We start from the raw sequence: 24,019 nt of genomic DNA, 5'->3' as shown, positions 1-24,019 counted from the left end.
ATCACCCACGTGTTACTCACCCGTTCGCCGCTCGTGTACCCCGAAGGGCCTTACCGCTCGACTTGCATGTGTTAAGCACGCCGCCAGCGTTCGTCCTGAGCCAGGATCAAACTCTCCGTTGAAGACTCTCGAAACACCCCGAAAGGTGAATCAGAAATATCTAAACTAGAGTCCGAAAACCCAGCAAAACAATCGCCAGCCGGAAATTAGCTGACTAAAAATGTCCGACCCTCCACACGGGGGGTGAAAAGGCCGGAACCAAAAAATATTTGGCACTGACATTCATCGACACACTATTGAGTTCTCAAAGAACACACGCACACACCATCGCCCGGTTTGAGCCGATTGATCGGTGAAGCAACTTTTCCAGCTTAGCTCAGCCGTGAACCCAGTTGCAAACTGAGGTCTCGTTCGAGCTAGTGTGACCGTCAGGCGCTCCTCGTCCTACCTCGTTTCCCTGGCCTCCCGCTCAGCGTTTCCGCTCAGCTTCTCGGCTCCGGGTCGGTGTCCGTGTCGCTCTGACTTGGAATAAGTTACGTGTCTGCGTGCACCATGTCAAATCGCCTGGTCAGCACGCATTTTCCGGAACGCTTTCGGTAACTCGCCACCGACCCGAACGCCGCGGCACTCAATCCGCGACGCCGACGCGCCTTACATCGCCACCGAGGGCCTGCAGCTGCTCGACGAAATTCGGATATCCGCGATCAATGTGGAAGACGTCGTGCACTTCGGTGGTCCCGTCGGCGACCAAGCCCGCGAGCACCAGACCCGCGCCGGCTCGAATATCCGACGACCACACCGGAGCGCTCGACAACCGCGGAATCCCACGGACCACCGCGTGGTGCCCATCGGTGCGCGCGTCGGCGCCGAGCCGGATCATCTCCTCCACGAACCGGAAGCGCGCCTCGAAGATGTTCTCGGTGATCATCGAGGTCCCGTCCGCGATCGACGCGAGCCCGATGGCCATCGGCTGCAAGTCGGTCGGGAAACCGGGGAACGGCAGGGTCGAGAAATTCACGGCGCGCGGACGCTCCGCCTGGACCACCCGGAAGCCGTCCTGCTCGAACGAAATGCGCGCACCCGCGGACCGCAGCTTGTCCAGCACCAGCGACAGGTGCTTGGGATTCACACCGGTGACGCGGATGTCGCCCAGCGTCATCGACGCGGCGATGCCCCAAGTCGCGGCGACGATGCGGTCCCCGATGACGCGGTGCGTGGTGGGCTCGAGCCGTTCGACCCCCTGGATGGTGAGCACCGACGTGCCCGCGCCGCTGATCCGCGCGCCCATCCGGACGAGCATGTTGCACAGGTCGACGATGTCGGGCTCGCGCGCGGCGTTGTCGATCACCGTCTCGCCCTCGGCGAGCACCGCCGCCATGAGGATGTTCTCGGTCGCGCCGACCGAGGGGAAATCCAGGCGGATGCGCGCACCCTGCAATTCGTCGGCCTTGGCGACCACACAACCGTGCTCGATCTCGCTGGTCGCACCGAGTAGGCGCAGACCGGCCTGGTGCATGTCCAGCGGGCGGGAGCCGATGGCGTCACCGCCGGGCAGCGCCACGACGGCGCGCTTGCACCGCGCCATCAGCGGACCGAGCACGCACACCGACGCGCGGAACTGGGTCACCGCGGGGAAGTCCGCGTGATACTTCGGTTCGGCGGGCGTGGTGATGGCGACCACTCCGCCGTCGATGGTCACGTCGCAGCCGAGACCGCGTAGGACATCACCCATCAGCGGCACGTCGAGGATGTCCGGGCAGTTCGTGATCGTGGTGGTGCCCTCGGCCAGCAGCGCAGCGGCCATCAGTTTGAGGACGCTGTTCTTGGCGCCCCCCACCGTGACCTCACCGACGAGTCGATTTCCGCCGGTAACCAAAAACCGTTCCATGCCGCCTCTCCGCGTATTCGGCGCACTGTTGGTGCAAGGATAGTTGGGGCGGCGCACTCCGGTGCCGCCTCTCCACGACTCCCCTCGCCTCCGGACGTTTTCGCCGTTGGAGCGAGTGCCGCGGGATGGGCGTACTGCGATCGACGAGGTGGTCTCGTCACCTTGCCGGCAATACCCAGTGATCGCTCGGGTACTCGCCTCGGGTGCTACGCGATCAGACGCCCGGCCGTTTCCCGCCGGGCTTCCACAGGATATCGCCGCCGGGATTGGCGACCCGGCTCAGGATGAACAGCAGATCCGAGAGGCGATTGAGGTACTTGGCCGGCAGCGCGTTGGTGTCCTCCGGATGGCACTCGATCGCCGCCCAGGCCGAGCGCTCCGCACGGCGGGCAACCGTACGCGCGGTGTGCAGCAGGGCCGCCAGCGCGGTACCGCCGGGCAGGATGAACGAATCGAGCGCAGGCAGTCCGGCGTTGAACTCGTCGCACCACGCTTCGAGCCGATCGATGTAGGGCTGGGTGACCCGCAGCGGCGGGTACTTCGGCTCCGCGACCACCGGGGTGGAGAGGTCGGCCCCGGCGTCGAACAGATCGTTCTGTATCTGTCGCAGCACCGCGAGCATCGTTTCGTCCGGGCCGCCGAGGGCGATCGCGACGCCGATGGCGGCGTTCGTCTCATCGCAGTCGGCGTAGGCGACCAGGCGTGGGTCGGTCTTCGCGACCCGGGAGAAGTCGCTCAATCCCGTGGTCCCGTCATCGCCGGTCCGCGTGTAGATCCGGGTCAAATGCACGCTCACAGCACAACCCTAACGGGCGCGGCCTGCTCGGGCCGCCGATAGCCGTCGGACCGGGAACTACAGCCCCGGCATCCGCCGGGTGCGATCGGAGGGGCGGGACTCCACCCAGGAGAGGAAGGCGGTCAAAGAGTCGCGATCCAGGGCCAACTCGAAGTCGCCCGCGCGGTCGGACACCGCGATCACTGCGATGTCGTCGGTCATGATGTCGTATTCGTCGCCACGGGGGCCGCGGCGATCGCCGATCTCGATGCCCTGACGCCGGATGGTGGAATCCGGGCCGAGTTTCAGGCTGGTGAGTTTGAAGAAGACGAGACGATCCTCGTCATAGCGGATCAGGCCGTGCCGCCACCCCTGACCGCCGCGGGCGGGCAGTACGCGCAGGATCGCGGCAGTTCCGCCGCGCCGCAACATGATCAGGCGGTAAGTCGAGGCCAAGGCGAGGAACACGAGCGTTAGCACCAGAATGATCAGCAGAACCATCCCGGTTTGCAATGCCGTACGTCCCTTCGCTCCGCCGCCGTGTCGTCCACGGCATTCGATTGGCGGTGTACCAGCTTCTCGTGGTTTCGCGGGCTTTCGCCCCCGAGCCCGATGCTGACACCGCGTGCGGTCATTCAATCACGGCCCCGAGTTTACAAATGCCCCGGCCGTGTCCGACTCGCCTGAAAGACGCTGTCGGCGGTGAAGGAAGCTTCACCGCCGACAGCGATCGTTCTCGATGACAGGTTGTTGCTAGGCGTTCGCGTTCTGCTCGACCGCGCGCACCCGAGCCTGAGCGGCTCGCTGCTGCTCCTCGCTGGCGTCGGAGTCGGCCAGCACCCGGCGGGCCTCCTCGACGTCCACCTCGTCGGCGAATTCCGCCGACTCGGCGAGCACCCGAACCGAGTTCGCGGTCACCGAGAAGAAGCCGCCGTGCACCGCGGCGACGACCCGCTGACCATCGGTGTCCACGATCGCCACGGTGCCGCCCTCGACCAGCTGGCCGAGCAACGGCTCGTGCCCGGCCATGATGCCGATCTGGCCCTCGGTGGTCTGCGCGCTGACGAACGTCGCCTGGCCGGACCAGAGCAGTCGTTCGACCGCGACGAGATCGACTGACATTTCCGCCATCGGTGACTACTTTCCGAGGATCTTCTTCGCGGCCGCCTCGACATCGTCGAGACCACCGCAGCTGTTGAAGGCCTGCTCCGGGTAGTTGTCGAACTCACCCTTGCAGACGCGGTCGAAGTCGTCGATGGTCTGCTCGAGCGGCACGACCGAACCCACCTGACCGGTGAACTTCTCGGCCACGATGAAGTTCTGGCCGAGGAACTTCTCCAGACGACGGGCGCGGCCGACGAGCACCTTGTCCTCTTCGGACAGCTCGTCCATACCGAGGATGGCGATGATGTCCTGCAGTTCCTTGTACTTCTGCAGGATCCGCTTCACCTCGTTGGCCACCCGGAAGTGCCGGTCGCCGACGATCGAGGCCTCCAGGATGCGGGAGGTCGAGGTCAGCGGGTCGACGGCCGGGTAGATGCCCTTCTGCGAGATCGGGCGGGAGAGCTCGGTCGTCGCGTCGAGGTGGGCGAAGGTGGTCGCCGGAGCCGGGTCGGTGTAGTCGTCAGCGGGCACGTAGATGGCCTGCAGCGAGGTGATCGACCGACCACGGGTCGAGGTGATGCGCTCCTGCAGCTCTCCCATCTCGTCGGCCAGCGTGGGCTGGTAACCGACGGCGGAGGGCATGCGGCCGAGCAGGGTCGACACCTCGGAACCGGCCTGGGTGAACCGGAAGATGTTGTCGATGAACAGCAGCACGTCCTGGTGCTGCACGTCGCGGAAGTACTCGGCCATGGTCAGGGCCGAGAGCGCGACGCGCATACGGGTGCCCGGCGGCTCGTCCATCTGTCCGAAGACGAGGGCGGTGTCCTGGAGGACGCCCATCTCCTCCATCTCCAGGCGCAGGTCGGTGCCCTCACGGGTGCGCTCGCCGACGCCGGCGAACACGGAGGTGCCGGAGAATTCCCGCGCGATACGGGTGATCATCTCCTGGATCAGAACGGTCTTGCCGACACCGGCGCCACCGAACAGACCGATCTTGCCGCCCTTCACGTACGGGGTGAGCAGGTCGATGACCTTGATGCCCGTCTCCAGGATCTCGGTCTTGCCCTCGAGCTGGTCGAACGACGGCGGCTTGCGGTGGATGCCCCACTGTTCGCCCTCGCGGCCGAGGCCGGGGGTGTCCAGGCAGTCGCCGAGGGCGTTGAAGACGTGGCCCTTGACCACGTCACCGACCGGCACCGAGATCGGCTTGCCGGTGTCGGTGACGGTGGCACCGCGGACCAGGCCGTCGGTCGGCTGCATCGAGATGGTGCGCACGATGTTGTCGCCGAGGTGCTGGGCGACCTCGAGGGTGAGGGTCTTGGCCACCGAGGTCAGGGTGATCTCGGCGTGCAGAGCGTTGAACAGCTCGGGAATGGCTCCGCGCGGGAACTCGACGTCCACGACGGGGCCGATGACCCGGACGACGCGGCCTGCGGCGCCGCCGGTCCGGCTCGTGTTGTCTTGAGTGACAGCTGCGGTCATTGGTGTTGGTTCTCTCCGTGTCGATGTGCGGCCTTCGAGGGGCCTTCTACGTGCCCGTCGCTCAGGCCGCTGGTGGCGCTCAGTCGCGGTCCGAGCTCGACGCCAGCGCGTTCACGCCGCCGACGATTTCGCTGATTTCCTGCGTGATCTGGGCTTGGCGCACCGAGTTCGCCTCGCGCTGGAGCACGCTCGCGAGTTCGTTGGCGTTGTCGGTGGCGGCCTTCATTGCGGTGCGCCGAGCCGCTGACTCGGATGCCGCTGCCTCGAGCAACGACGCGTAGATGCGCGTGTTGACGTACTTGGGCAGCAGCGCCGCCAGCAGCACATCGGCGTCGGGCTCGAATTCGTACTGCGCGTGGACGTCCGCGGTCGGTGAATCCGACACGATGTCCTCACCCAGGTCGAAGTTCTCGTCGACGTAGCTCACCTGGATCGGCGCCAACCGGCGCACCTCAGGGGTCTGCGTCAGCATCGAGACGAAGCGGGTGTACACGACGTGCAGCTCGTCGACACCGGCGATGTCACCCGTCCCGTTCGGAGCGGGCACCGCCCCGTCGGAGCCTGCCATGAAGGCGTCGACCAGGTGGTGGCACGCGGACGAAGCATCGGAGTACTTCGGCTGCTGCGAGAACCCGGTCCACGCCGACACGTACGAGCGATTGCGGAAGGCGTAGTACGTCAGGCCCTTGTTGCCCATGACGTAGAGCACCGGCTCTTTGCCTTCGTCACGCAAGGTGGTCATCAGCTCTTCCGCGCGCTTGAGCACGTTCGAGTTGTAGCCACCGCACATGCCGCTGTCACTGGTGATCACCAGCACGGCCGCCCGGCGCGGGTTGGCGCGCTCGGTCAGCAGCGGATGCGAAAGGTTCTTCGACGCGCTCGCCAGCTCGCTGAGGACCTTGGTGATCTCCTCCGCGTACGGCTTCGCGGCCGCGACCCTGGCCTGGGCCTTGGAGATGCGCGAGGTCGCGATCAGCTCTTGGGCCTTGGTGATCTTCTTGATCGAATTCACACCACGAATGCGGGAGCGCAATTCACGCAAGCTTGCCATCAGCGGTTCACACTCCCTTCATTCGCTGCGTGGGATGGGCGGCATCCGCCGGGCACGAGGTGGTCGCTGCCACCCTCGTGCCCGTCGCGCATGCCGCGGATCGAATAGCGCATTTGCCGACCCGCGTTACTTCTCGACGTGCTTGCGGGTCACCGACAGCGACTCGACCTCTTCGTGGTCGAGCTGGCCGGCTTCGGCCTCGTTGACCACGGGGGTGCCGTCGGAGGTGAGGAAGGTTCCCAAGAACTTCTTGGTCGCCGCCTCGACCTGCTCGGCCGTCTCGCCGGCGAGCACCTTGCCGCCCTCGATCGCCTTGAACACGTCGGCGGCGCTGCGGTGCAGCTCCTCGAGCAGTTCGGCGTTGAAGCGGCGGATGTCCGCGACCGGGATCGAGTCGAAGTGGCCACGGTCGACCAGGTAGATCGAGATGATCTGATCCTCGACCGGCACCGGCGAGTACTGGTCCTGCTTGAGCAGCTCGACCCAGCGGGCGCCGCGCTCGAGCTGAGCCAGCGAGGCCGCGTCCAGGTCGGAGGCGAAGGCGGAGAACGCCTCCAGCTCGCGGTACTGCGCCAGCTCGAGGCGCAGCGAACCGGCCACCTTCTTCATGCCCTTCGTCTGGGCGGCGCCACCGACACGGGAGACCGAGGTACCGACGTTGATCGCCGGGCGGACACCCTTGTTGAACAGGTCGGACTCGAGGAAGACCTGACCGTCGGTGATGGAGATGACGTTGGTCGGGATGAACGCCGAGATGTCGTTGGCCTTGGTCTCGATGATCGGCAGACCGGTCATCGAGCCCGCGCCCAGCTCGTCGGACAGCTTCGCACAACGCTCCAGCAGCCGGGAGTGCAGGTAGAAGACGTCACCCGGGTAGGCCTCGCGGCCCGGCGGGCGACGCAGCAGCAGCGAGATGGCGCGGTACGCCTCGGCCTGCTTGGTCAGGTCGTCGAACACGATGAGCACGTGCTTGCCCTGGTACATCCAGTGCTGGCCGATGGCCGAACCGGTGTAGGGGGCCAGCCACTTGAAGCCGGCGGAGTCGGAGGCCGGGGCGGCGACGATGGTGGTGTACTCCAGCGCGCCGTGCTGCTCCAGCGCGGCCTTGACGCCCGCGATGGTGGAGCCCTTCTGGCCGATGGCTACGTAGATGCAGCGCACCTGCTTGGTCGGGTCGCCGGTCTCCCAGTTGGCCTTCTGGTTCAGGATCGCGTCGATGCAGACCGCGGTCTTGCCGGTCTTGCGGTCGCCGATGATCAGCTGACGCTGGCCACGGCCGATGGCGGTCAGCGCGTCGATCGCGGTGATGCCGGTGGCCAGCGGCTCCTCGACCGGCTGGCGCTCCAGCACGGTGGCGGCCTGCAGCTCGAGCACGCGCTGTTCCTCGGACTCGATCTCGCCGAGGCCGTCGATCGGCTGGCCCAGCGGGTTCACCACGCGGCCGAGGAACTTGTCGCCGACCGGAACCGAGAGCACGTCACCGGTCCTGCGGACCTCCTGGCCCTCCTCGATCTCGGCGTACTCGCCGAGGATGACCGCACCGATCTCACGGTCCTCGAGGTTCAGCGCGACGCCGAGCACGCCGCCCGGGAACTCGAGCAGCTCGTTGGCCATTGCCGAAGGCAGGCCGCTGACGTGCGCGATGCCGTCACTGGTGTCGGTGACCACACCGACTTCTTCGATGGAGGTCTCGGGGGTGTAGCTCTTGGTGTAGCTCTCGATCGCGCTACGGATCTCGTCGGAGGAGATCGTCAGCTCCGCCATGTTCTTCCTGCTCTCGCTGTCTGGGTCTGGAATGTCGGGGGTGGTGGAAGCGCGCTAGGTCAGGGCCCGGCGCAGCTTCTCCAGTCGGCCGAGTGCGCTGCCGTCGATCACGTCGTCACCGACGCGCACCACGACTCCGCTCAGCAGACTCGGGTCGACCTGGATGTGCACCGTGGTCGCCTTGCCGTAGATGCGCCGCAGCGACGCGGCCAGCCGGTCGCGCTGCTGCTCGCTGAGCCCGATCGCGGCGCGCACGTGCGCGACGATCTGATCGCGACGCGCCGCCGCGAGGTCGGCCAGCTCGTCGAAGGCGGCGCTGATGCCCGACCGCTGCCTGGTCACCACCTGCTCCGCCAGGGTCAGGGTGATGGGCTCCGTCTTACCGGCGAGCAGCCGGTTGACCAGCTCGCTCTTGGCCGAGGCCTGCTGCGACCGATCCGACAGTGCCTGCTCCAACTCGGGGTTGTCGCTGATGATCCGGCCGAGCCGGAACAGCTCGTCCTCCACCGCTTCGAGCCGGCCACGCTGGGCCGCCGACTCCAGCAACGCCTCCTGGCCGAGCAGCACCAAGGTGTCCACCAGGTCGGAGGTGCGCGACCAGTCCTGGGCCACCGCGGTGGTCAGCACTGCCAGCGTGGCAGCGCTGACCTTGCCGCCGAAGACCCGCTCGCACAGTTCCGCGCGCACGGAACCCGGCACCGACACGTCCGCGAGCGCCACACGCAGCGAACGCTGGTCGTCCAGCACGGCGACAACGGCGAACAGTTCCGAGCCCGTCGTGGCCGCAGCACTGTCGCTTCCGGTCAGAGCGGCCCGAAGCGCCTCCCGAGACCGGGCACTGGCCTCGCGGCTCGCTGCGTACATGCTTCTCACTTTCGCGTCGTTACCTTCCGACCCCGATGCCTGCGTCGGTCTGGTCGAGCTCGTCGAGGAACCGGTCGATCGAGGCGGCCTGCTTGGCCTCGTCCGAAACCGACTGCCCGATGATCTTCTCGGCCAGGTCGACGGCCGTGCGGCCGACCTCGTGGCGCAGCTCCGTCAGGATCTGCTGGCGCTGTGCTTCCAGCTGGGTGTGGCCCGCCGCGATGATGCGATCGGCTTCGGCCTGGGCCTCCGAGCGCATCTGCGCGAGGATCTCCTGGCCCTGGGTGCGCGCGTCCTCCCGGATGCGCGCGGCCTCGAGCCGGGCCTCGGCCAGCTGCTGCTGGTACTGCTGCAGGGTGAGCTGAGCTTCTTCCTGCGCGGCTTCCGCGCGAGCGATGCCGCCTTCGATCTTGTCCGAGCGCTCGTCGAGCGTCTTCATCAGGCGCGGGACCACGTACTTGTAGAACAGGGCCGCGATGATGACGACGCAGACGATCGACCAGACGATGTCGTACGTTTCGGGGATGAGAGGATTCACATCCTCTCCCTCCGCCGCCGCGAGCAAAACTGACTCGTACATCGGAATCAGAAAATGAAGCCGGCGACGAGACCGATAAGGGCGAGGGCCTCGGTGAACGCGATACCGAGGAACATGTTGGTGCGGATGGTGCCCTGCAGCTCAGGCTGACGCGCGATGCCCTCGATGGCCTTGCCGACGACGATGCCGACGCCGATGCCGGGGCCGATCGCGGCGAGACCGTAGCCGACGGCGCCCAGGCCCTTGAAGGTGCTCTCGTTCGTGGCGGCTTCCTGGGCCAGGTAAGCGAGGCTCATGAGTCTTCCATTCCCTTTCTGTTGCTCACCCGCCGGTCGGCGTGGTGTAGCAGGTTTTCCGGTAGTTGTGTCGGTCAGGTCAGTGATCGGCCGCGTGCTGTGCGAGTCCGATGTATACGGCGGTCAGCAGCGCAAACACGTAGGCCTGCAGGAAGATGACCAACAGCTCGAAGAGCGTGAATCCGAGTCCCGCGACCAGCGAGAACGGCGAGAACACCTTCATCCACGAGGTGGCGTCGAACAGGAAGAACCAGGTCGCGCTGAAGAACAGCACCAGCATGATGTGGCCGGCCAGCATGTTCGCCATGAGTCGGACGGTCAGCGTGAACGGACGCAGGATGAAGGTCGAGACGAACTCGATCGGAATCAGCAGCACATGCAGCGCGGGGGGAACGTTCGGAACGACGATGCTGCTGCGCATGTAGTTGAAGAAGCCGTACTTCCTGATACCGACGTAGTTGAACGCCAGGTACGCGATGACGGCCAGCACCAGCGGCATGCCGATTCGGGCGTTCGACGAGATGTTCAACCCCGGAACGACACCCGAGAAGTTCAGAAAGAGGACCGTGAAGAAGATCGTCGCGATCAGCGGGAAGAACTTCCGTCCCGTTTCCTTGCCGAGGACCTCGTCGCAGATCTGCTCTTTGACGAAGACCAGGCCGATTTCGGCGACATTCTGCAGGCCGCGCGGAACGATCCGGGGCGAGCGGAATGCCAGCACCATCACGACCGAGAGAACAGCCGTCATCAGAATGCGGATCAGCATCAATCGATCGAGTTCGAACGGCGTTCCCTCGAACAGCACAGCTGGAGGGAAGAAGTCGGTAAGCGACGGCGCGTGGAACTCGGCCGCCAGAGTGGTGACGCTCAGCGTTCTCTCCCGTGTTCGGGCCGCGGGTACGGTCATTCCCGCGGTTCGATCGGACATTGACGATCAATTTGGGTCGACTCAGGTCGGCTCGAAGTTCGTCAGCAGCTGTGCGGTGGTTCGAAATCCACCAGGCGTCTGTACGTGTGTCGGCGACATTCGTCGACATGCAGAACCGGAACACCCCTCGGAGCCCGGCACGGCAGTAAGCATAGCGGCCCATGCAGGGGATCTCGGCGGTGACCCCTCACTGATCCCCGACTTGGTCGCTTGCTTACCAACACTTTACCAAGTCATCTACGACAGCGTGTAGGGGGTGGGGGGTTTTTCGTTACTGGCGGGTATCGGACGTGGGTTCCGAGTCGGTCGTCGTCACGTACGGAACCTTCTGCCGGACAACGCCGTACGTCTCCGCACCGAGCACGATCACCAGGGCGCCGACCACGGTGAGGAACAACACGACCCGGTCGTAGAAGTCGAATCGGTGCAGGATCCCGACGACGATCAGCGCCACCAGGACCTTCCCCACCCAGCTGACCAGCATGACCAGCCCCGCGGTGCTCGGCGGCAGTTTCGCGCCGAACAGCACCACGGCCGCGGTGGTGAGGATGAAGCCGCCGCCGATCGCGGCGCCGAGCACCGCGCCCCACACGCCGGCGACACCCGAGACGGCCGCGCCCAGCGCGACCGACAGGACCACCAGCACGCCCAAGCCGATCAGTCCGTAGCGCAGCGCGGACCGCAGCGGCGCGTCGGGGCCGGGGACGGGTTCGGGTGTGAAGCTCACAGTCGCCGACTTTACCCGGACGCCGATCCGTCGCCCGCCGGGTCCCCACGCCGCAGCCCCGGAATAGCGGTGATCACCAAAGCGAAAACCAGCCCGCCCGCCATCAGCAACACGACCAGCCTGCGATCCATCAGCGAGGTGCCGACCGCGCCGAACGCGAGCACACCGACCCACAAATAGATCAACAACACCACGCGGCGATGGGAATGGCCGATCTGCAGCAAGCGATGATGCAAGTGCATTTTGTCCGGCGTCGAGAAACTGACGCCCGCGCGAACCCGTCGCACAATGGCGAGCAACAGGTCCAGCACCGGAATGAACATCACCGCGCCGACCAGCAACAGCGGAGAAAGCAGACCGACGATGTCGCGCGGACCGTATCCCTGCAGGGGGATTCGCCCCGAGGCGCCGGTCGAGACCGCGGCCAGCATCAACCCGATCAACATCGAACCGGAGTCGCCCATGAATATGCGCGCGGGCTGGAAATTGTGCGGCAGGAATCCGAGGCAGCCACCCGCGAGCGCGGCGGCGAGCAACGCGGGCGGGTAGGTGTCGACCGAGCCGCCCTGCTCGTTCATCAGACCGAGGCAGAACACGAAAACCGCCAGCGCGGCGATCAGCCCCAAGCCCGCCGCGAGGCCGTCCAAGCCGTCGACGAAGTTCATGGCGTTGACCAGGGTGACGGTGACCGCGACCGTAACGAGCCCGCCCTGCAATCCGTCCAGCACCACCGTGGTGTTGCTGAACGGGTTGTAGATCACATACCAGCCCAATCCCATGACGGCCATCACGCCCGCCGCCGTCACCTGGCCCGCGAACTTCGTCAGCGCGTCGAGTCCCCAGCGGTCGTCGACGATGCCGACCAGCACGATGATCGTGGCAGCCACCAGCACGGCGATCGGGATGTTGGGTTTGTAGTCGAAGCCGCTGCGCAGCGCGGGCAGCTGGTGGGCGAACAGCACCGCGGCGACCACACCGATGTACATGCCGACGCCGCCCATCCGCGGAATCGGCTTGACGTGCACGTCCCGGTCACGCGGCACGGCCACCGCGCCGAAGCCGATCGCCAGCACCCGCACCCCACCGGTGGCCAGGAACGTCACCACCGCGGAGATGAGCAGCACGACGAGCAGCTCCCGGAGCGGGACGACGGCGCTCGAACCCATCATCCGAGCTGCGCGGCGCCGCTGAGCGCTTCCGGCGACATGCCGAGCACCTCGGCGATGTCGGCGACGGGCACCGCGCCCACGCGCAGGATGCGCGGCTGATCGGCGGTCAGGTCGACGATGGTGGAGGCGACCGCGTGTTCGGCCGGGCCGCCGTCCAGATAGACGCCGACCAGATCGCCGAGTTGATCGCGTGCCTCGGCGGCGGTCTTCGCCGGCGGCTGCCCGGACACGTTGGCGCTGGACACCGCCAGCGGGCCGACCTCGCGCAACAGTTCGAGCGCGACCGGGTGCAGCGGCATCCGCAACATCACCGTCCCGCGGGTGTCGCCGAGATCCCACGCGAGCGAAGGCGCTTGCTGCACAACCAGACTCAGACCGCCAGGCCAGAACGCCCGGATCAGCTCGCGCGCCTGCGGGCGCACCGAGAACACCAGGCCGTCGATGGTGTGCCAGGACCCGACGAGCACCGGCACCGGCATGTCCCTGCCGCGGCGCTTGGCCGCGAGCAACGAGCTCACCGCGGTCGAATCGAACGCGTCGGCGCCCAGCCCGTACAGGGTGTCGGTGGGCAGCACGACCAGACGTCCGGATTTCAGGGCGCTGGTGGCTGCGGACAGTCCCGCGGCGCGCGAGTCGGGATCCGCGCAGTCGTAGACGGTACTCACGGCAACCATCCTGGCATGCTCCCCCGCCTCTCCGCGTATTCAGGCCGTACTAGTGGGGTGAAACGAGAGTTGCGTTCAGGTCTTGCGCCGGGTGCCGAGCGAGTTCTGGGCGTGCCCGGCGAGTTACCCATGTGCTTACGAAATCAGTCGTCACGTGGGATGCGGCGGCTGTCGCCGCGCATCGGGAGCATCCTCGAGGCGACTTTGCGGCTCGGTGCGATACGCGGCGCGCTCGCGATCGTCTCGAGTGCGGGCCTTGCAGTTGGCCAGCTCTACAGTGCCGCGCACGCCATAGTCGCCGAGTGCAAATCCCTCCGTTCGGCAGCGCACAGTGCCGTGCGGAGGCCGCGCCGATCCGTTGAGCCCAGTTCCCGGCATAGCGAACGATCGCGAATCGTCCCGCGCACGCCAGTGCGGCCGGAAAAGTCTCGGATCGCGCAGGGCATCGTCGTTGCTTCATCCGGCGGCACGTCGTCAGACGACGCCGTCATCAGAGGAATGGACGTGGTCGGCATCACAGGAGCCGGGCAAGACCACACGAATTCGGTGCCCCACGCGAAGAACCGCGCGGAAGACTCCCTCACGTGTGGGTGGCGGCGACGAAGCGGGGTTTGCCTGCCAAGTCGGGGTGTTCGACGACGTCGGTGAAGGCGCCGGTGGCGGTGAGGAGGGCGGCTACGCCGGAGCCGTTGGTGTCGTCGTGCTCGATGGCGGTGGCGCCGCCTGGGCGCAGCAGCCGGGTGATGTTCGGGATCATGCCGCGTATTACCGACAATCCGTCCGGGCCGCCGAACAAGGCGACGGACGGATCGTGCTCGGCCACTTCGGGGTCGAGACCTGCGCCCTCGGGGATGTAGGGCGGGTTGGACACGACGATGTCCACCCGGCCGTTCAGGTCGGTGAGCAGGCCGGGATCGGTGGCGTCGTCGGCGTAGAGGGTGATCGGGGTATCGCCCGCGGCGATCCGGTCGTCGGCGTTGCGCCGGGCCCAGACCTGCGCGGCGGGATCGAGTTCCACGGCGTGCACTTCGGCGTCGGGGCGCGCGTGCGCGAGGGCCAGTGCGAGCGCGCCCGATCCGGTGCACAGGTCGACGACGATCGGCGTGTGATCGTGCGGCAGCGCCTCCAACTGCGCCAGCGCCCAGGCGTACAGCAACTCGGTCTCCGGGCGCGGCACGAAGACGCCGGGGCCCACCGCGAGATCGAGCGCACCCATCACGGCCGTTCCAGTCAAGTGCTGCAACGGGATTCGCCGTGCCCGGCGGGCGACCAACTCGCGGTACTCGTCCAACTTGCCGGGCGGGACGAGCGGCGTCAGCACCAGCCTTGTCCGCTCCACGCCGAGGACGTGCGCGGCGAGATGTTCGGCGTCGGCCCGCGGGCTGTGCACCCCGGCGATCCGTAACGTCTCGATGGCGTCGTTGATGACGGGGCGCAGCGCTACTCGGCTCGTGGACATGACACCGACTCTGCCCGAAGGACGATCATTCCGCGGCCATACGCGCTTCGCGATCCGCCTTCCCCAGAGCGTCGAGCAGCGCGTCGAGTTCTCCGTCCAGCACGGCGTCGAGGTTATGCGCCTTGAAGCCGATCCGATGGTCGGTGATCCGGTTCTCCGGGAAGTTGTAGGTGCGGATGCGCTCGGAGCGGTCCACCGTGCGGATCTGGCTGGCGCGGCCCGCCGCGGCCTCCTGATCGGCCTGTTCTTCCGCCAGTGCCTGCAAACGCGCCGCGAGGACCTGCATGGCGCGCGCCTTGTTCTGCAGCTGGGAACGCTCGTTCTGGCAGGTGACCACGATGCCGGAAGGCAGGTGGGTGATGCGCACCGCGGAGTCGGTGGTGTTGACGCCCTGACCCCCCTTGCCGGAGGAGCGGTACACGTCGATGCGGAGATCGGACTCGTCGATCTGCACTTCTTCGATCTCGTCGGGTTCCGGGTAGATCAGCACGCCCGCCGCCGAGGTGTGGATGCGGCCCTGCGATTCGGTCACCGGGACGCGCTGCACCCGGTGCACACCGCCCTCGAACTTGAATCGCGACCAGACACCGTCGCGCGCCGCGTCGCGGCTCTTGATCGACAGCGTCGCCTCTTTGTATCCGCCCAGGTCCGACAGGGCGGCGTCGAGGATCTCGACCTTCCAGCCGTGGCGCTCGGCATACCGCACGTACATGCGGGCCAGGTCGGCGGCGAACAACGCGGACTCCTCGCCGCCTTCGCCGGACTTGACCTCGAGCACGACGTCGTCGCCGTCGTGCGGGTCGCGCGGGGCCAGCAGGTCGGCGAGGGCCTGTTCCAGTTCCTCGACCTGTCGTTCCAGATCCGGGATCTCCGCGGCGAACGCGGCGTCGTCGGCGGCGAGTTCCCGCGCGGCGGACAAGTCGCCGCGGGCCGTCTCGAGCTTGCGATAGGTGGCCATGACCGGGGCCAGCTCGGCGAATCGCTTGCCGACCCGGCGCGCGGCGCCCGCATCGTTGTGCAGCGACGGATCGGACAGCTGCGTCTCCAAGCCGGCGTACTCGGCCAGAATGTCGTCGATGGCGGACGGTTGCGTCACAGTGCTTCCTTCTCCTGGTAGCTGTCCATACAAAAACACCGACGCCCGGCCTGCGGGACAGGACCGGGCGTCGGCGAGGAAGCTACTTGGCGTCGGCCTTCTTGCCGGCACGCTTGCCGTAACGAGCCTCGAAGCGGGCCACGCGGCCACCGGTGTCGAGGATCTTCTGCTTGCCGGTGTAGAACGGGTGGCACTGCGAGCAGACCTCGACGGTGATGTGTCCCGACTCCTTGGTGCTGCGAGTCTGGAAGGTGTTGCCGCAACCACAGACGACCGTGGTGTCGACATACGTCGGGTGAATTCCTGCCTTCATGGATGTCCTCTCGATTGTGGTCGCCGGGTCGCCCGCGCGAACGCGAAGCGTGAACCGGAACCGACTAGGCGGGAGCTCTGCTCACCTGAGCAGACGCAACGACCGTTCAGTATGCCAGAACTGCCGTTACGCTCCCAAAACGCCCCTGGCGAGTGGTTTGTTCCCACCCCAGGTACTCCCCCATCGTTCGCGCCCCCGGAAGTCCGGGCACGCGAATCCGCGCCACCTCCTGGACCCTGAAGTCGGGTAGTCCGCTACTCACGAATGTGAACGAATTCGTTCATAGAGTGGCAGACCTGGTGCACATCGGCGTGCCGAGACAGGAAGGAGACCCCGTGAACGTCCGGATCGCGGCCGCGATTTTCGTTCTGCTGTTTCTCTCGGTGGCCGTCGGTGTATCCGCGCTCCCCGCGAACCCGAACTATCCCGCGCCGAAGAACGCCGTGTACGTCCACACCTCGGAATCCGCCGCCCCCGATCCCGACGTCGGGCCCTGCGCGCTGATCATCGCTCTCCTCATCGGCGGCGCGGCCACGGTCGGCCTCGTATTCTTCGCTCCCCGGACGCCGAAAGGGTCCCGCATCAGCGGGACCCTTTCGGCCGTTGTCACGGCGCCGACCTGGCGCCGCTACTCACTCGTCGAGCGCGCCCGGCGCGGTCTTGCTCACCTGCATCAAGAACTCGAGGTTGTTCTTGGACTTCTTCAGACGGTCGATCAGCAGATCGATCGCCTGGTGCGAGTCCAGGCCGGACAGTACGCGGCGCAGCTTGTGCAGTACCCCCGCCTCGTCGGGGCTGAGCAGTAGCTCGTCCTTGCGGGTACCGGACGGGTTGACGTCCACCGCCGGGAACACCCGCCGCTCCGCGATCTTGCGGTCCAGCTTGAGCTCGGCGTTACCGGTGCCCTTGAACTCCTCGAAGATCACCGTGTCACCGGTCGAACCGGTCTCCACCATGGCGGTGGCGATGATCGTCAGCGAGCCGCCGTTCTCGATGTTGCGGGCCGCGCCGAGGAACCGCTTGGGCGGGTACAGCGCGGTGGAATCCACACCACCGGAGAGGATTCGGCCCGAGGCGGGCGAGGAGTTGTTGTACGCGCGCCCGAGCCGGGTGATCGAGTCGAGCAGCACGACGACGTCCTTGCCCATCTCCACCAGGCGCTTGGCGCGCTCGATGGCGAGTTCGGCGACCGAGGTGTGATCCGACGGCGGACGGTCGAAGGTCGAGGCGATGACCTCGCCCTTCACCGAGCGCTGCATGTCGGTGACCTCTTCCGGACGCTCGTCGACCAGCACCACCATCAGGTAGCACTCGGGGTTGTTGGTCGCGATCGCGTTCGCGATGTCCTGCAGGATCGTGGTCTTACCGGCCTTCGGCGGCGACACGATCAGGGCGCGCTGGCCCTTGCCGATCGGCATGATCAGGTCGATCACCCGGGTGGTCAGCTTGTTCTGCTGGGTCTCCAGCCGCAGGCGCTGGTTCGGGTACAGCGGGGTGAGCTTGCCGAATTCGGGACGGCGCTTGGCCGCCTCGACGTCGCCGCCGTTGACCGTGTCCAGCCGCACCAGCGGATCGAACTTCTGGCGCTGGTTGGACTGTTCGCCGTCGCGGGGGGCGCGCACCGCGCCGGTGATCGCGTCACCGCGGCGCAGGCCGTTCTTGCGGACCAGGTTCATCGACACGTAGACGTCGTTCGGCCCGGCCAGGTAACCCGAGGTGCGGACGAAGGCGTAGTTGTCCAGCACATCGAGGATGCCCGCGACCGGCTGGAGGACGTCGTCCTCGCGGATCTCGAGCTCGCGGGTCTCGCCGCCACCGCCGCCGCCGTCGCGGTCACGCCCACGACGACGCTCCCGGAAGCGGCGTCCGCGCCGTCCGCGACCGCCCTCGTCGTCGTCGCCGCCGCGGCCACCCGCGCTGCCGTTCTGGCTCTGCTGGCCACGCTCGCCCTGGCCGCGCTCACCCTGGCCACGCTCACCCTGGCCACGCTCACCCTGGCCACGCTCACCCTGGCCACGGTCGCTCTGGCCGCGGTCGCGGCGGCGCTCGCCACCTTGCTCGGCGTCCTGCTTCGGTTCCTCGGTACGCGTCTCGGCCTGCGCGGTATCGGTCGCGGATCGCGCCTGGTCACGGCCGCGCCGCTGCCGACCGCGGCCACGCTGGCCGCTGTCTCGGCCGGACTCCTCGGTGGTCTCGGTCGCCGTGGACGACGCCGCCTCGGCGGCGGGCGCGGAATCGGCGGGGGCCGTCTTCGCCGGGGCGGGAGCCTCGCTGGGCGCGGCCGAAGCCGCGGGCGTCACGTCGAGGGTCGCCTGCTCGGCCTTGGCCGGCGCCTGCTCAGCGGGAGCGGCGGTCTTCGCGGGGGCGTCGGCCTTCGCGGTTGCCGCGGACTTGGCCTCGCTCTTGGCGGGCTTCTCCGCCTTCGCCGCCTTGCCCGCGGCCTGATTTTCCTTGATGGCGGCGATCAGATCGCCCTTGCGCATCCCGGAGGTGCCTCGGATACCGAGCTCCCCCGCGAGCGCACGCAACTGCGGCAACAACATTCCAGTCAGCCCCGATCGTGCGACGTCGGTGTGTTCGCTCATCTTCGAAATCTGTCCGGATTCACTATCGCGCTCGCCCGTCGGGTTCGATTCCACGCCGGGTGTCGCGAGCAGGTCCGTATCTGTCACGGAAATCCTTTCCTTCCCTCGATCGCCGTGTGCTGTTTCGAGGGTTCGTCCCGCAGCCCGGGCATTCTGCCGGACTGGGATGCGTCCGTCCGGGCGCTGTGTGCCGTATCACCTGCCCCGCCGGACCGGCGGCTTCTCCACCATTGGTGAAAGGTGGGGAGAGATCATTCCAGTTGCGCAGCTACGCAGCACCCCCATGGCCTGGAGGCTCGAGCCTGGAGCCTGCTGGAGCGATTGCCCTGATGAAGCACCGGCGTCTGATGCGCACGATGTACGGACCTGCCCAGAATAGCTGTCCATTGCGAATCTCGGCAAGACAGACTCGCCGTCAGTCGATCAGGACGCCTTCGGCGATTCCCGGCTCCACTACGCGCAGGCCGTCGACCGCCGCCAGTTCGCGGAGTTCCGCGGGAAATTCGCTGGTCCCCAGGGCCAGGATGGTCGGTCCCGCCCCGGAGACGGTGGCCGCGATGCCCGCCGTGCGCAGGCGCGTGATCCAGGCGGTGGTCAGCGGTAGCGCGGGCGCACGCTGGGCCTGGTGCAGGCGGTCCGCGGTGGCGGGCAGCAGCAGGTCGGGACGCTGGGTGAGCGCCACCACGGCCAGCGCGGCGCGGCTGACGTTGAACGCCGCGTCGCCGTGCGGCACGACGTCGGGCAGCAGGCCGCGGGTGTGCGCGGTGGACGAGCGCTCCTCCGGGATCAGCACGACCGGGCGCAGTGCCGAATGCGCCTCCAGCCGCACCGCGCGGTAGACGCGACCGTGGTATTCCGTGCCCGGGGCCTCGTCGGCGGGGCGATCGCTCTCGGTCCACGAGACCACGATCCCGCCGAGCACGCTGGCCGCCGCGTTGTCCGGATGCCCCTCGAATTCCGCTGCCAGCTGCACCAATCTGTCGGCAGGCGTGGCCGGCGCCGAGTCCAGCTTCGCGGCGAGGGCGCACCCGGCGGCAAGTCCGCCGACCACCGCCGAGGCCGAGGACCCGAGGCCGCGCGAATGCGGAATCACGTTGCGGCACACCACATCGAGGCCGTCGGCCCACACCCCGGCCGACTCCAGGCCGCGCTCGATCGCGCGGACCACGAGATGCGAAGGGCCCCAAGGCACATCGTCGGCACCCTCACCCTCGACCCGGATGGTGAGCCCGGAATCGGTAGTGCGCACCTGGATTTCGTCGTAGATCCCCAATGCCATACCGAGCGAGTCGAACCCGGGACCGAGGTTCGCGGTGGACGCGGGCACCCGGGCGGTCACGGTCAGACCGGCGGGCAGCGTCGCGCTCATGACCTGGCTGTCGCGCGAATTCAACTCAGGCCAGCTCTAATTCGGCGGCGACCGCGACCGGATCGACCGAGATCGGCTGCACCTTGGGCATGCCCGACAGCGCGGTGTCGGGGTCCTTGAGACCGTTGCCGGTCACGGTGCACACCACGGTGAGCCCGGCAGCCAGCCAGCCCTCCTTGCGTGCGGCGAGCACACCGGCCACGCTGGCCGCCGACGCGGGCTCGACGAACACGCCCTCGGTCGCCGCGACCAGGCGGTACGCGTCGAGGATCTCCTCGTCGGTGGCGGCGCGGAAAGCGCCGCCGGACTGCTCCTTGGCCTCGACCGCGCCGTTCCAGGAGGCGGGCGCGCCGATCCGGATCGCGGTGGCGATGGTCTCGGGATCCTTCACCGGGGCGCCGTTGACCAGCGGGGCCGCGCCCGCCGCCTGCACGCCGAGCATGCGCGGCAGCCCGCCGGTGACGCCGTCGGCGTAGTACTCCCGGTAGCCACGCCAGTAGGCGGTGATGTTGCCCGCGTTGCCGACGGGAAGGGCGTGCACGTCGGGGGCCTTGCCGAGCACGTCGCAGATCTCGAAGGACGCTGTCTTCTGGCCCTCGATGCGGGCCGGGTTCACCGAGTTCACCAGTCCGATGCTGGGGAAGTCAGCGGTGACCTTGCGGGCGAGTTCGAGGCAGTCGTCGAAGTTGCCCTGCACCTGGATGATCTTCGCGCCGAGCATCACGGCCTGGGCCAGCTTGCCCATCGCGATCTTGCCCTGCGGAATCAGCACGGCGCAGCTCATGCCCGCGCGGGTGGCGTACGCCGCGGCGGATGCCGAAGTGTTGCCGGTGGACGCGCACAGCACCGCCTTCTGGCCGCGGTACTTGGCGTCGGTCATCGCCATCGTCATGCCGCGGTCTTTGAACGAGCCGGTCGGGTTCAGGCCCTCGACCTTCAGGTAGACCTCGCAACCGGTGATCTCGGACAGGTGCGGCGCGGGCACCAGCGGCGTTCCGCCCTCGTACAGCGTGACCGGCTCCCAGTCGGCCGCGCCGGCGAGCCGGTCGCGGTAGGCCGCGATCAGGCCCGGCCAGCGGGAGTGCACCCCTGCCTGTGGCGCGACGCCGGTCGTGTGCCCGCCCGTCTCCCGGCCGCCGCCCCTCATGGAGTCGTTGCGCGACGCTGTGGTCATTCTTCGGTGCCTTCCAATCTCAGAACGCTGGTCACGGATGTGACGGATGCCATTCCCGCCAGTGCGGCCACGGTGTCCGCGAGCGCCGACTCCACGGCGTGGTGGGTCACCACGACCAGGCGCGCACCCGAGCCGTGCCCTTCTTGACGGACGGTCGAAATGCTCACCCCGTGTTTGGCGAATTCGCCCGCCACCGCGGCCAGGACTCCAGGACGGTCCTCGACTTGCAGGTTCACGTGATAGCGGGTGGGCGTATCGCCGATCGGCGCGATCGGTAGCTCAGCATAAACCGATTCGCCGGGAGCGCGACCCCCATAGAACTTGTTCCGTGCCGCCATCACCAGATCGCCGAGTACGGCCGACGCGGTCGGAGCGCCGCCCGCGCCCTGCCCGTAGAACATCAGCCGCCCGGCGTTCTCCGCCTCGACGACCACCGCGTTGAACGCACCGGTCACCGCGGCCAGCGGGTGCTTGCGGGGGATGAGCGCCGGGTAGACGCGCACCGAGACGCGCTCTTTGCCGCCGTCCTCCGGTCCGGGCTCGCCGGGACCCGCGTCCACCCGCTCGCAGATGGCCAGCAGTTTGACCGTGCAGTCGAGCGCGGAGGCGGTTTCCAGATCCTCGGCGGTGATCCGCGAGATGCCCTCGCGGTAGACATCGGCGGCGGTGACCCGGGTGTGGAACGCCAGCGAGGCGAGGATCGCGGCCTTGGCCGCGGCGTCGTAGCCCTCCACGTCGGCGGTCGGGTCGGCTTCGGCGTAGCCCAGCCGGGTGGCCTCGGCCAACGTCTGCGAGTAGTCGGCGCCGGTCTCGTCCATCGCGGAGAGGATGAAGTTGGTGGTGCCGTTGACGATGCCGACGACCCGGTTCACCCGGTCGCCCGCCAGCGACTGGATCAGCGGGCGCACCACGGGGATGGCGCCCGCGACGGCGGCCTCGAAGTACAGATCGGCGCGACTGGCTTCGGCCGCGGCGGCGAGCTCGCCGGTGTAGTCGGCCAGCAGCGCCTTGTTCGCGGTCACCACGGATTTGCCCGCATTCAGCGCGGCCAGGATCAACCGGCGCGGCGGATCGATGCCGCCGATCACCTCCACCACCAGGTCGACGTCGTCGCGGGCGACCAGCGCGTCCGCGTCGGTGGTGAGCAGGTCCGCGGGGATGCCGCGGTCGGTGTCGAGGCTGCGCACGGCCACCCCGCGGAGCACCACCGGCGCGCCGACGCGGGAACGCAGGTCCTCGGTGTGCTCGCGCAGGATGCGCACGACCTCGGTGCCCACATTGCCCATGCCGAGGACCGCGACCCCGATCGGGCGATCGGTCCCCCACACGCCGTTCTTCGCGTTGGCCGTCACGCTTCCACCTCCAAGCTGAGCAGGTCCGCCACCGTCTCCCGGCGCAGTATCAGGCGCGGCTGTCCGTCCCGCACCGCGACGACCGCGGGACGGGTCAACTGGTTGTACCGGCTGGACATCGAGTAGCAGTACGCGCCGGTGGCGGCGACGGCGATCAGGTCGCCGGGGCCGACGTCGGCGGGCATCCAGGTGTCCCGGATGACGATATCGCCGCTCTCGCAATGCTTTCCGACGACGCGCGCGACCACCGGCCCGGCCTGCGACGACCGCGAGACCAGACGGCAGTCGTAGTCGGCCTGGTACAGCGCGGGCCGGATGTTGTCACTCATGCCGCCGTCGACACTCACGTACCGGCGGCGCAGACCGCCGTCCAGCGAGACGTCCTTGATGGTGCCGACCTCGTAGAGCGTCACCGTGCCGGGCCCCGCGATGGCGCGGCCGGGCTCGACAGCGATCGTCGGCGTGGGCAGACCCGCGCGTTCGGCTTCGGCTGCGACCAGTTCGCGCAGGCTCGCCGCGAACCGGTCCAGCGGCGGCGGGTCGTCCGACGGAAGATACGAAATGCCAAGTCCGCCACCGAGATCCAGCGTCGCGATCTGTGCGGTGCGCTCGATGCCGAATTTGTCGATGGCCTCGCGGAGCAGGCCGAGCATGCGCCGCGCGGCGATCTCGAAGCCGTCGATCTCGAAGATCTGCGAGCCGATGTGGCTGTGCAGGCCGACCAGGCGCAGGTTGTCGGCGTCGAAGACGCGCGCGAGCGCCTCCATCGCGTCGCCGCCCGCGATCGAGAAGCCGAACTTCTGGTCCTCGTGCGCGGTCGAAATGTATTCGTGGGTGTGGGCTTCCACCCCGACGGTGACCCGGACCAGCACGTCCTGCACCACGCCCGCGCGGCTCGCGACGGCCTCCAGGCGCTCGATCTCGATGAGCGAGTCCACCACGACGTGGCCGACCCCCGCGGACACCGCGGCTTCCAGCTCGGCGACGGATTTGTTGTTGCCGTGCAGGGCGATTCGCTCCGCGGGGAAGCCCGCGTGCAACGCTACGGCGAGTTCGCCGCCGGAGCAGACGTCCAGCGAGAGGCCCTCGTCCCGGATCCAGCGGGCGACCTCGCCGCACAGGAACGCCTTCGACGCGTAGTGGACTCGCGCGTTCGCCCCGAACGCGCGGACCATGTCGCGGCAGCGGGAACGGAAGTCGTCCTCGTCCACCACGAACAGCGGGGTGCCGAACCGCTCGGCCAGCTCGTACACCGGCACGCCCGCCAGGTGGACCACGCCCGCGTCGTCGCGGGTCGCGTTGCGCGGCCAGACGTTCGCGGGCAGGTCGATCATCTGCCGCGGATCGCTCGGGCGCTCAGACAGATTCGGCGCATGCGGAATCTCGGCATGCCGGGGACCGGCGGGATGCGCGCTCATAA

22 protein-coding genes and 1 rRNA gene are annotated in these 24,019 nt (G+C 67.7%); all 23 read right to left on the bottom strand.

Going from position 1 to position 24,019, the window contains the following annotated elements; translation table 11 throughout:
* Positions 1-122, bottom strand: a 16S ribosomal RNA gene (locus tag ABZW96_RS11755); the annotation flags it as partial.
* A 506-nt stretch (positions 123-628) separates the two neighbouring features.
* Positions 629-1,888 (bottom strand): UDP-N-acetylglucosamine 1-carboxyvinyltransferase, encoded by a 1,260-nt coding sequence (murA, locus tag ABZW96_RS11750; protein WP_355073717.1) that lies wholly within the window; start codon positions 1,886-1,888, stop codon positions 629-631.
* Positions 1,889-2,102: 214 nt separating this feature from the next.
* Entirely contained in the window at positions 2,103-2,684 is a 582-nt protein-coding gene (locus ABZW96_RS11745; protein WP_355073715.1) for a cob(I)yrinic acid a,c-diamide adenosyltransferase, read from the bottom strand.
* Between the two features lie 57 nt (positions 2,685-2,741).
* Positions 2,742-3,164 (bottom strand): DUF2550 domain-containing protein, encoded by a 423-nt coding sequence (locus ABZW96_RS11740; protein ID WP_039796346.1) that lies wholly within the window; start codon positions 3,162-3,164, stop codon positions 2,742-2,744.
* Positions 3,165-3,416: 252 nt separating this feature from the next.
* Positions 3,417-3,794, bottom strand: coding sequence for a F0F1 ATP synthase subunit epsilon (locus ABZW96_RS11735; RefSeq protein WP_355073713.1), 378 nt, complete (start codon positions 3,792-3,794; stop codon positions 3,417-3,419).
* A gap of 6 nt (positions 3,795-3,800) precedes the next feature.
* Positions 3,801-5,249, bottom strand: coding sequence for a F0F1 ATP synthase subunit beta (gene atpD, locus ABZW96_RS11730; protein WP_355073712.1), 1,449 nt, complete (start codon positions 5,247-5,249; stop codon positions 3,801-3,803).
* A 79-nt stretch (positions 5,250-5,328) separates the two neighbouring features.
* Positions 5,329-6,300 (bottom strand): F0F1 ATP synthase subunit gamma, encoded by a 972-nt coding sequence (locus ABZW96_RS11725; RefSeq protein ID WP_355073710.1) that lies wholly within the window; start codon positions 6,298-6,300, stop codon positions 5,329-5,331.
* A 126-nt stretch (positions 6,301-6,426) separates the two neighbouring features.
* Positions 6,427-8,064: a F0F1 ATP synthase subunit alpha gene (gene atpA, locus ABZW96_RS11720; protein WP_355073709.1), complete on the bottom strand. Its 1,638-nt coding sequence runs from the start codon at positions 8,062-8,064 to the stop codon at positions 6,427-6,429.
* 54 nt (positions 8,065-8,118) lie between these two features.
* Complete coding sequence (locus ABZW96_RS11715; protein ID WP_355073707.1) at positions 8,119-8,928, bottom strand: F0F1 ATP synthase subunit delta; 810 nt, start codon at positions 8,926-8,928, stop codon at positions 8,119-8,121.
* A 19-nt stretch (positions 8,929-8,947) separates the two neighbouring features.
* Positions 8,948-9,508 (bottom strand): F0F1 ATP synthase subunit B, encoded by a 561-nt coding sequence (locus ABZW96_RS11710; protein WP_355073706.1) that lies wholly within the window; start codon positions 9,506-9,508, stop codon positions 8,948-8,950.
* A gap of 5 nt (positions 9,509-9,513) precedes the next feature.
* Positions 9,514-9,762, bottom strand: a complete 249-nt coding sequence (locus ABZW96_RS11705; RefSeq protein WP_039796339.1) for an ATP synthase F0 subunit C — start codon at positions 9,760-9,762, stop codon at positions 9,514-9,516.
* Positions 9,763-9,841: 79 nt separating this feature from the next.
* Complete coding sequence (gene atpB / locus ABZW96_RS11700) at positions 9,842-10,690, bottom strand: F0F1 ATP synthase subunit A (RefSeq protein ID WP_355073704.1); 849 nt, start codon at positions 10,688-10,690, stop codon at positions 9,842-9,844.
* Between the two features lie 271 nt (positions 10,691-10,961).
* On the bottom strand, positions 10,962-11,417 hold the full coding sequence (locus ABZW96_RS11695; RefSeq protein ID WP_355073702.1) for a hypothetical protein: 456 nt from the start codon (positions 11,415-11,417) through the stop codon (positions 10,962-10,964).
* 11 nt (positions 11,418-11,428) lie between these two features.
* Positions 11,429-12,586 (bottom strand): MraY family glycosyltransferase, encoded by a 1,158-nt coding sequence (locus tag ABZW96_RS11690; RefSeq protein WP_355073701.1) that lies wholly within the window; start codon positions 12,584-12,586, stop codon positions 11,429-11,431.
* Positions 12,583-13,251: an L-threonylcarbamoyladenylate synthase gene (locus ABZW96_RS11685; protein WP_355073699.1), complete on the bottom strand. Its 669-nt coding sequence runs from the start codon at positions 13,249-13,251 to the stop codon at positions 12,583-12,585. Before ABZW96_RS11685 ends, ABZW96_RS11690 begins: the two co-directional genes overlap by 4 nt.
* Positions 13,252-13,831: 580 nt before the next feature.
* Positions 13,832-14,710 (bottom strand): peptide chain release factor N(5)-glutamine methyltransferase, encoded by an 879-nt coding sequence (prmC, locus tag ABZW96_RS11680; protein ID WP_355073697.1) that lies wholly within the window; start codon positions 14,708-14,710, stop codon positions 13,832-13,834.
* A gap of 25 nt (positions 14,711-14,735) precedes the next feature.
* A complete protein-coding gene (gene prfA, locus ABZW96_RS11675; protein WP_355073695.1) occupies positions 14,736-15,806 on the bottom strand; it encodes a peptide chain release factor 1 in 1,071 nt (356 codons plus the stop codon).
* Between the two features lie 82 nt (positions 15,807-15,888).
* Entirely contained in the window at positions 15,889-16,119 is a 231-nt protein-coding gene (gene rpmE, locus ABZW96_RS11670; protein ID WP_039796334.1) for a 50S ribosomal protein L31, read from the bottom strand.
* A gap of 632 nt (positions 16,120-16,751) precedes the next feature.
* Positions 16,752-18,704, bottom strand: a complete 1,953-nt coding sequence (rho, locus tag ABZW96_RS11665) for a transcription termination factor Rho (RefSeq protein ID WP_355073693.1) — start codon at positions 18,702-18,704, stop codon at positions 16,752-16,754.
* 415 nt (positions 18,705-19,119) lie between these two features.
* Positions 19,120-20,073 carry a homoserine kinase gene (thrB, locus tag ABZW96_RS11660; RefSeq protein WP_355073692.1) on the bottom strand — a complete coding sequence of 318 codons (954 nt, stop codon included), beginning with the start codon at positions 20,071-20,073 and terminating at the stop codon, positions 19,120-19,122.
* Positions 20,074-20,098: 25 nt separating this feature from the next.
* On the bottom strand, positions 20,099-21,220 hold the full coding sequence (gene thrC, locus ABZW96_RS11655) for a threonine synthase (protein WP_355073777.1): 1,122 nt from the start codon (positions 21,218-21,220) through the stop codon (positions 20,099-20,101).
* Positions 21,221-21,243: 23 nt separating this feature from the next.
* Positions 21,244-22,599, bottom strand: coding sequence for a homoserine dehydrogenase (locus tag ABZW96_RS11650; protein ID WP_355073690.1), 1,356 nt, complete (start codon positions 22,597-22,599; stop codon positions 21,244-21,246).
* Positions 22,596-24,017 carry a diaminopimelate decarboxylase gene (lysA, locus tag ABZW96_RS11645; protein WP_355073688.1) on the bottom strand — a complete coding sequence of 474 codons (1,422 nt, stop codon included), beginning with the start codon at positions 24,015-24,017 and terminating at the stop codon, positions 22,596-22,598. Before lysA ends, ABZW96_RS11650 begins: the two co-directional genes overlap by 4 nt.
* Positions 24,018-24,019 lie beyond the last annotated feature (2 nt).

Source organism: Nocardia sp. NPDC004168 (assembly GCF_040610355.1).
Lineage (GTDB): Bacteria > Actinomycetota > Actinomycetes > Mycobacteriales > Mycobacteriaceae > Nocardia > Nocardia sichangensis.
The sequence above is the reverse complement of the archived record's forward strand: the minus strand, read 5'-3'. Positions and strand labels throughout refer to the sequence as shown.

Bases quoted from the DNA above. Each gene is read 5' to 3' on its own strand.
- thrC (WP_355073777.1), bottom strand. From the start codon at position 21,220: ATGAGGGGCGGCGGCCGGGAGACGGGCGGGCACACGACCGGCGTCGCG.
- lysA (WP_355073688.1), bottom strand. From the start codon at position 24,017: ATGAGCGCGCATCCCGCCGGTCCCCGGCATGCCGAGATTCCGCATGCG.
- thrB (WP_355073692.1), bottom strand. From the start codon at position 20,073: ATGAGCGCGACGCTGCCCGCCGGTCTGACCGTGACCGCCCGGGTGCCC.
- ABZW96_RS11740 (WP_039796346.1), bottom strand. From the start codon at position 3,164: ATGGTTCTGCTGATCATTCTGGTGCTAACGCTCGTGTTCCTCGCCTTG.
- ABZW96_RS11735 (WP_355073713.1), bottom strand. From the start codon at position 3,794: ATGGCGGAAATGTCAGTCGATCTCGTCGCGGTCGAACGACTGCTCTGG.
- murA (WP_355073717.1), bottom strand. From the start codon at position 1,888: ATGGAACGGTTTTTGGTTACCGGCGGAAATCGACTCGTCGGTGAGGTC.
- ABZW96_RS11710 (WP_355073706.1), bottom strand. From the start codon at position 9,508: ATGTACGAGTCAGTTTTGCTCGCGGCGGCGGAGGGAGAGGATGTGAAT.
- rho (WP_355073693.1), bottom strand. From the start codon at position 18,704: ATGAGCGAACACACCGACGTCGCACGATCGGGGCTGACTGGAATGTTG.
- atpA (WP_355073709.1), bottom strand. From the start codon at position 8,064: ATGGCGGAGCTGACGATCTCCTCCGACGAGATCCGTAGCGCGATCGAG.
- atpD (WP_355073712.1), bottom strand. From the start codon at position 5,249: ATGACCGCAGCTGTCACTCAAGACAACACGAGCCGGACCGGCGGCGCC.
- prmC (WP_355073697.1), bottom strand. From the start codon at position 14,710: ATGTCCACGAGCCGAGTAGCGCTGCGCCCCGTCATCAACGACGCCATC.
- ABZW96_RS11705 (WP_039796339.1), bottom strand. From the start codon at position 9,762: ATGAGCCTCGCTTACCTGGCCCAGGAAGCCGCCACGAACGAGAGCACC.
- ABZW96_RS11690 (WP_355073701.1), bottom strand. From the start codon at position 12,586: ATGATGGGTTCGAGCGCCGTCGTCCCGCTCCGGGAGCTGCTCGTCGTG.
- rpmE (WP_039796334.1), bottom strand. From the start codon at position 16,119: ATGAAGGCAGGAATTCACCCGACGTATGTCGACACCACGGTCGTCTGT.
- ABZW96_RS11715 (WP_355073707.1), bottom strand. From the start codon at position 8,928: ATGTACGCAGCGAGCCGCGAGGCCAGTGCCCGGTCTCGGGAGGCGCTT.
- atpB (WP_355073704.1), bottom strand. From the start codon at position 10,690: ATGTCCGATCGAACCGCGGGAATGACCGTACCCGCGGCCCGAACACGG.
- ABZW96_RS11725 (WP_355073710.1), bottom strand. From the start codon at position 6,300: ATGGCAAGCTTGCGTGAATTGCGCTCCCGCATTCGTGGTGTGAATTCG.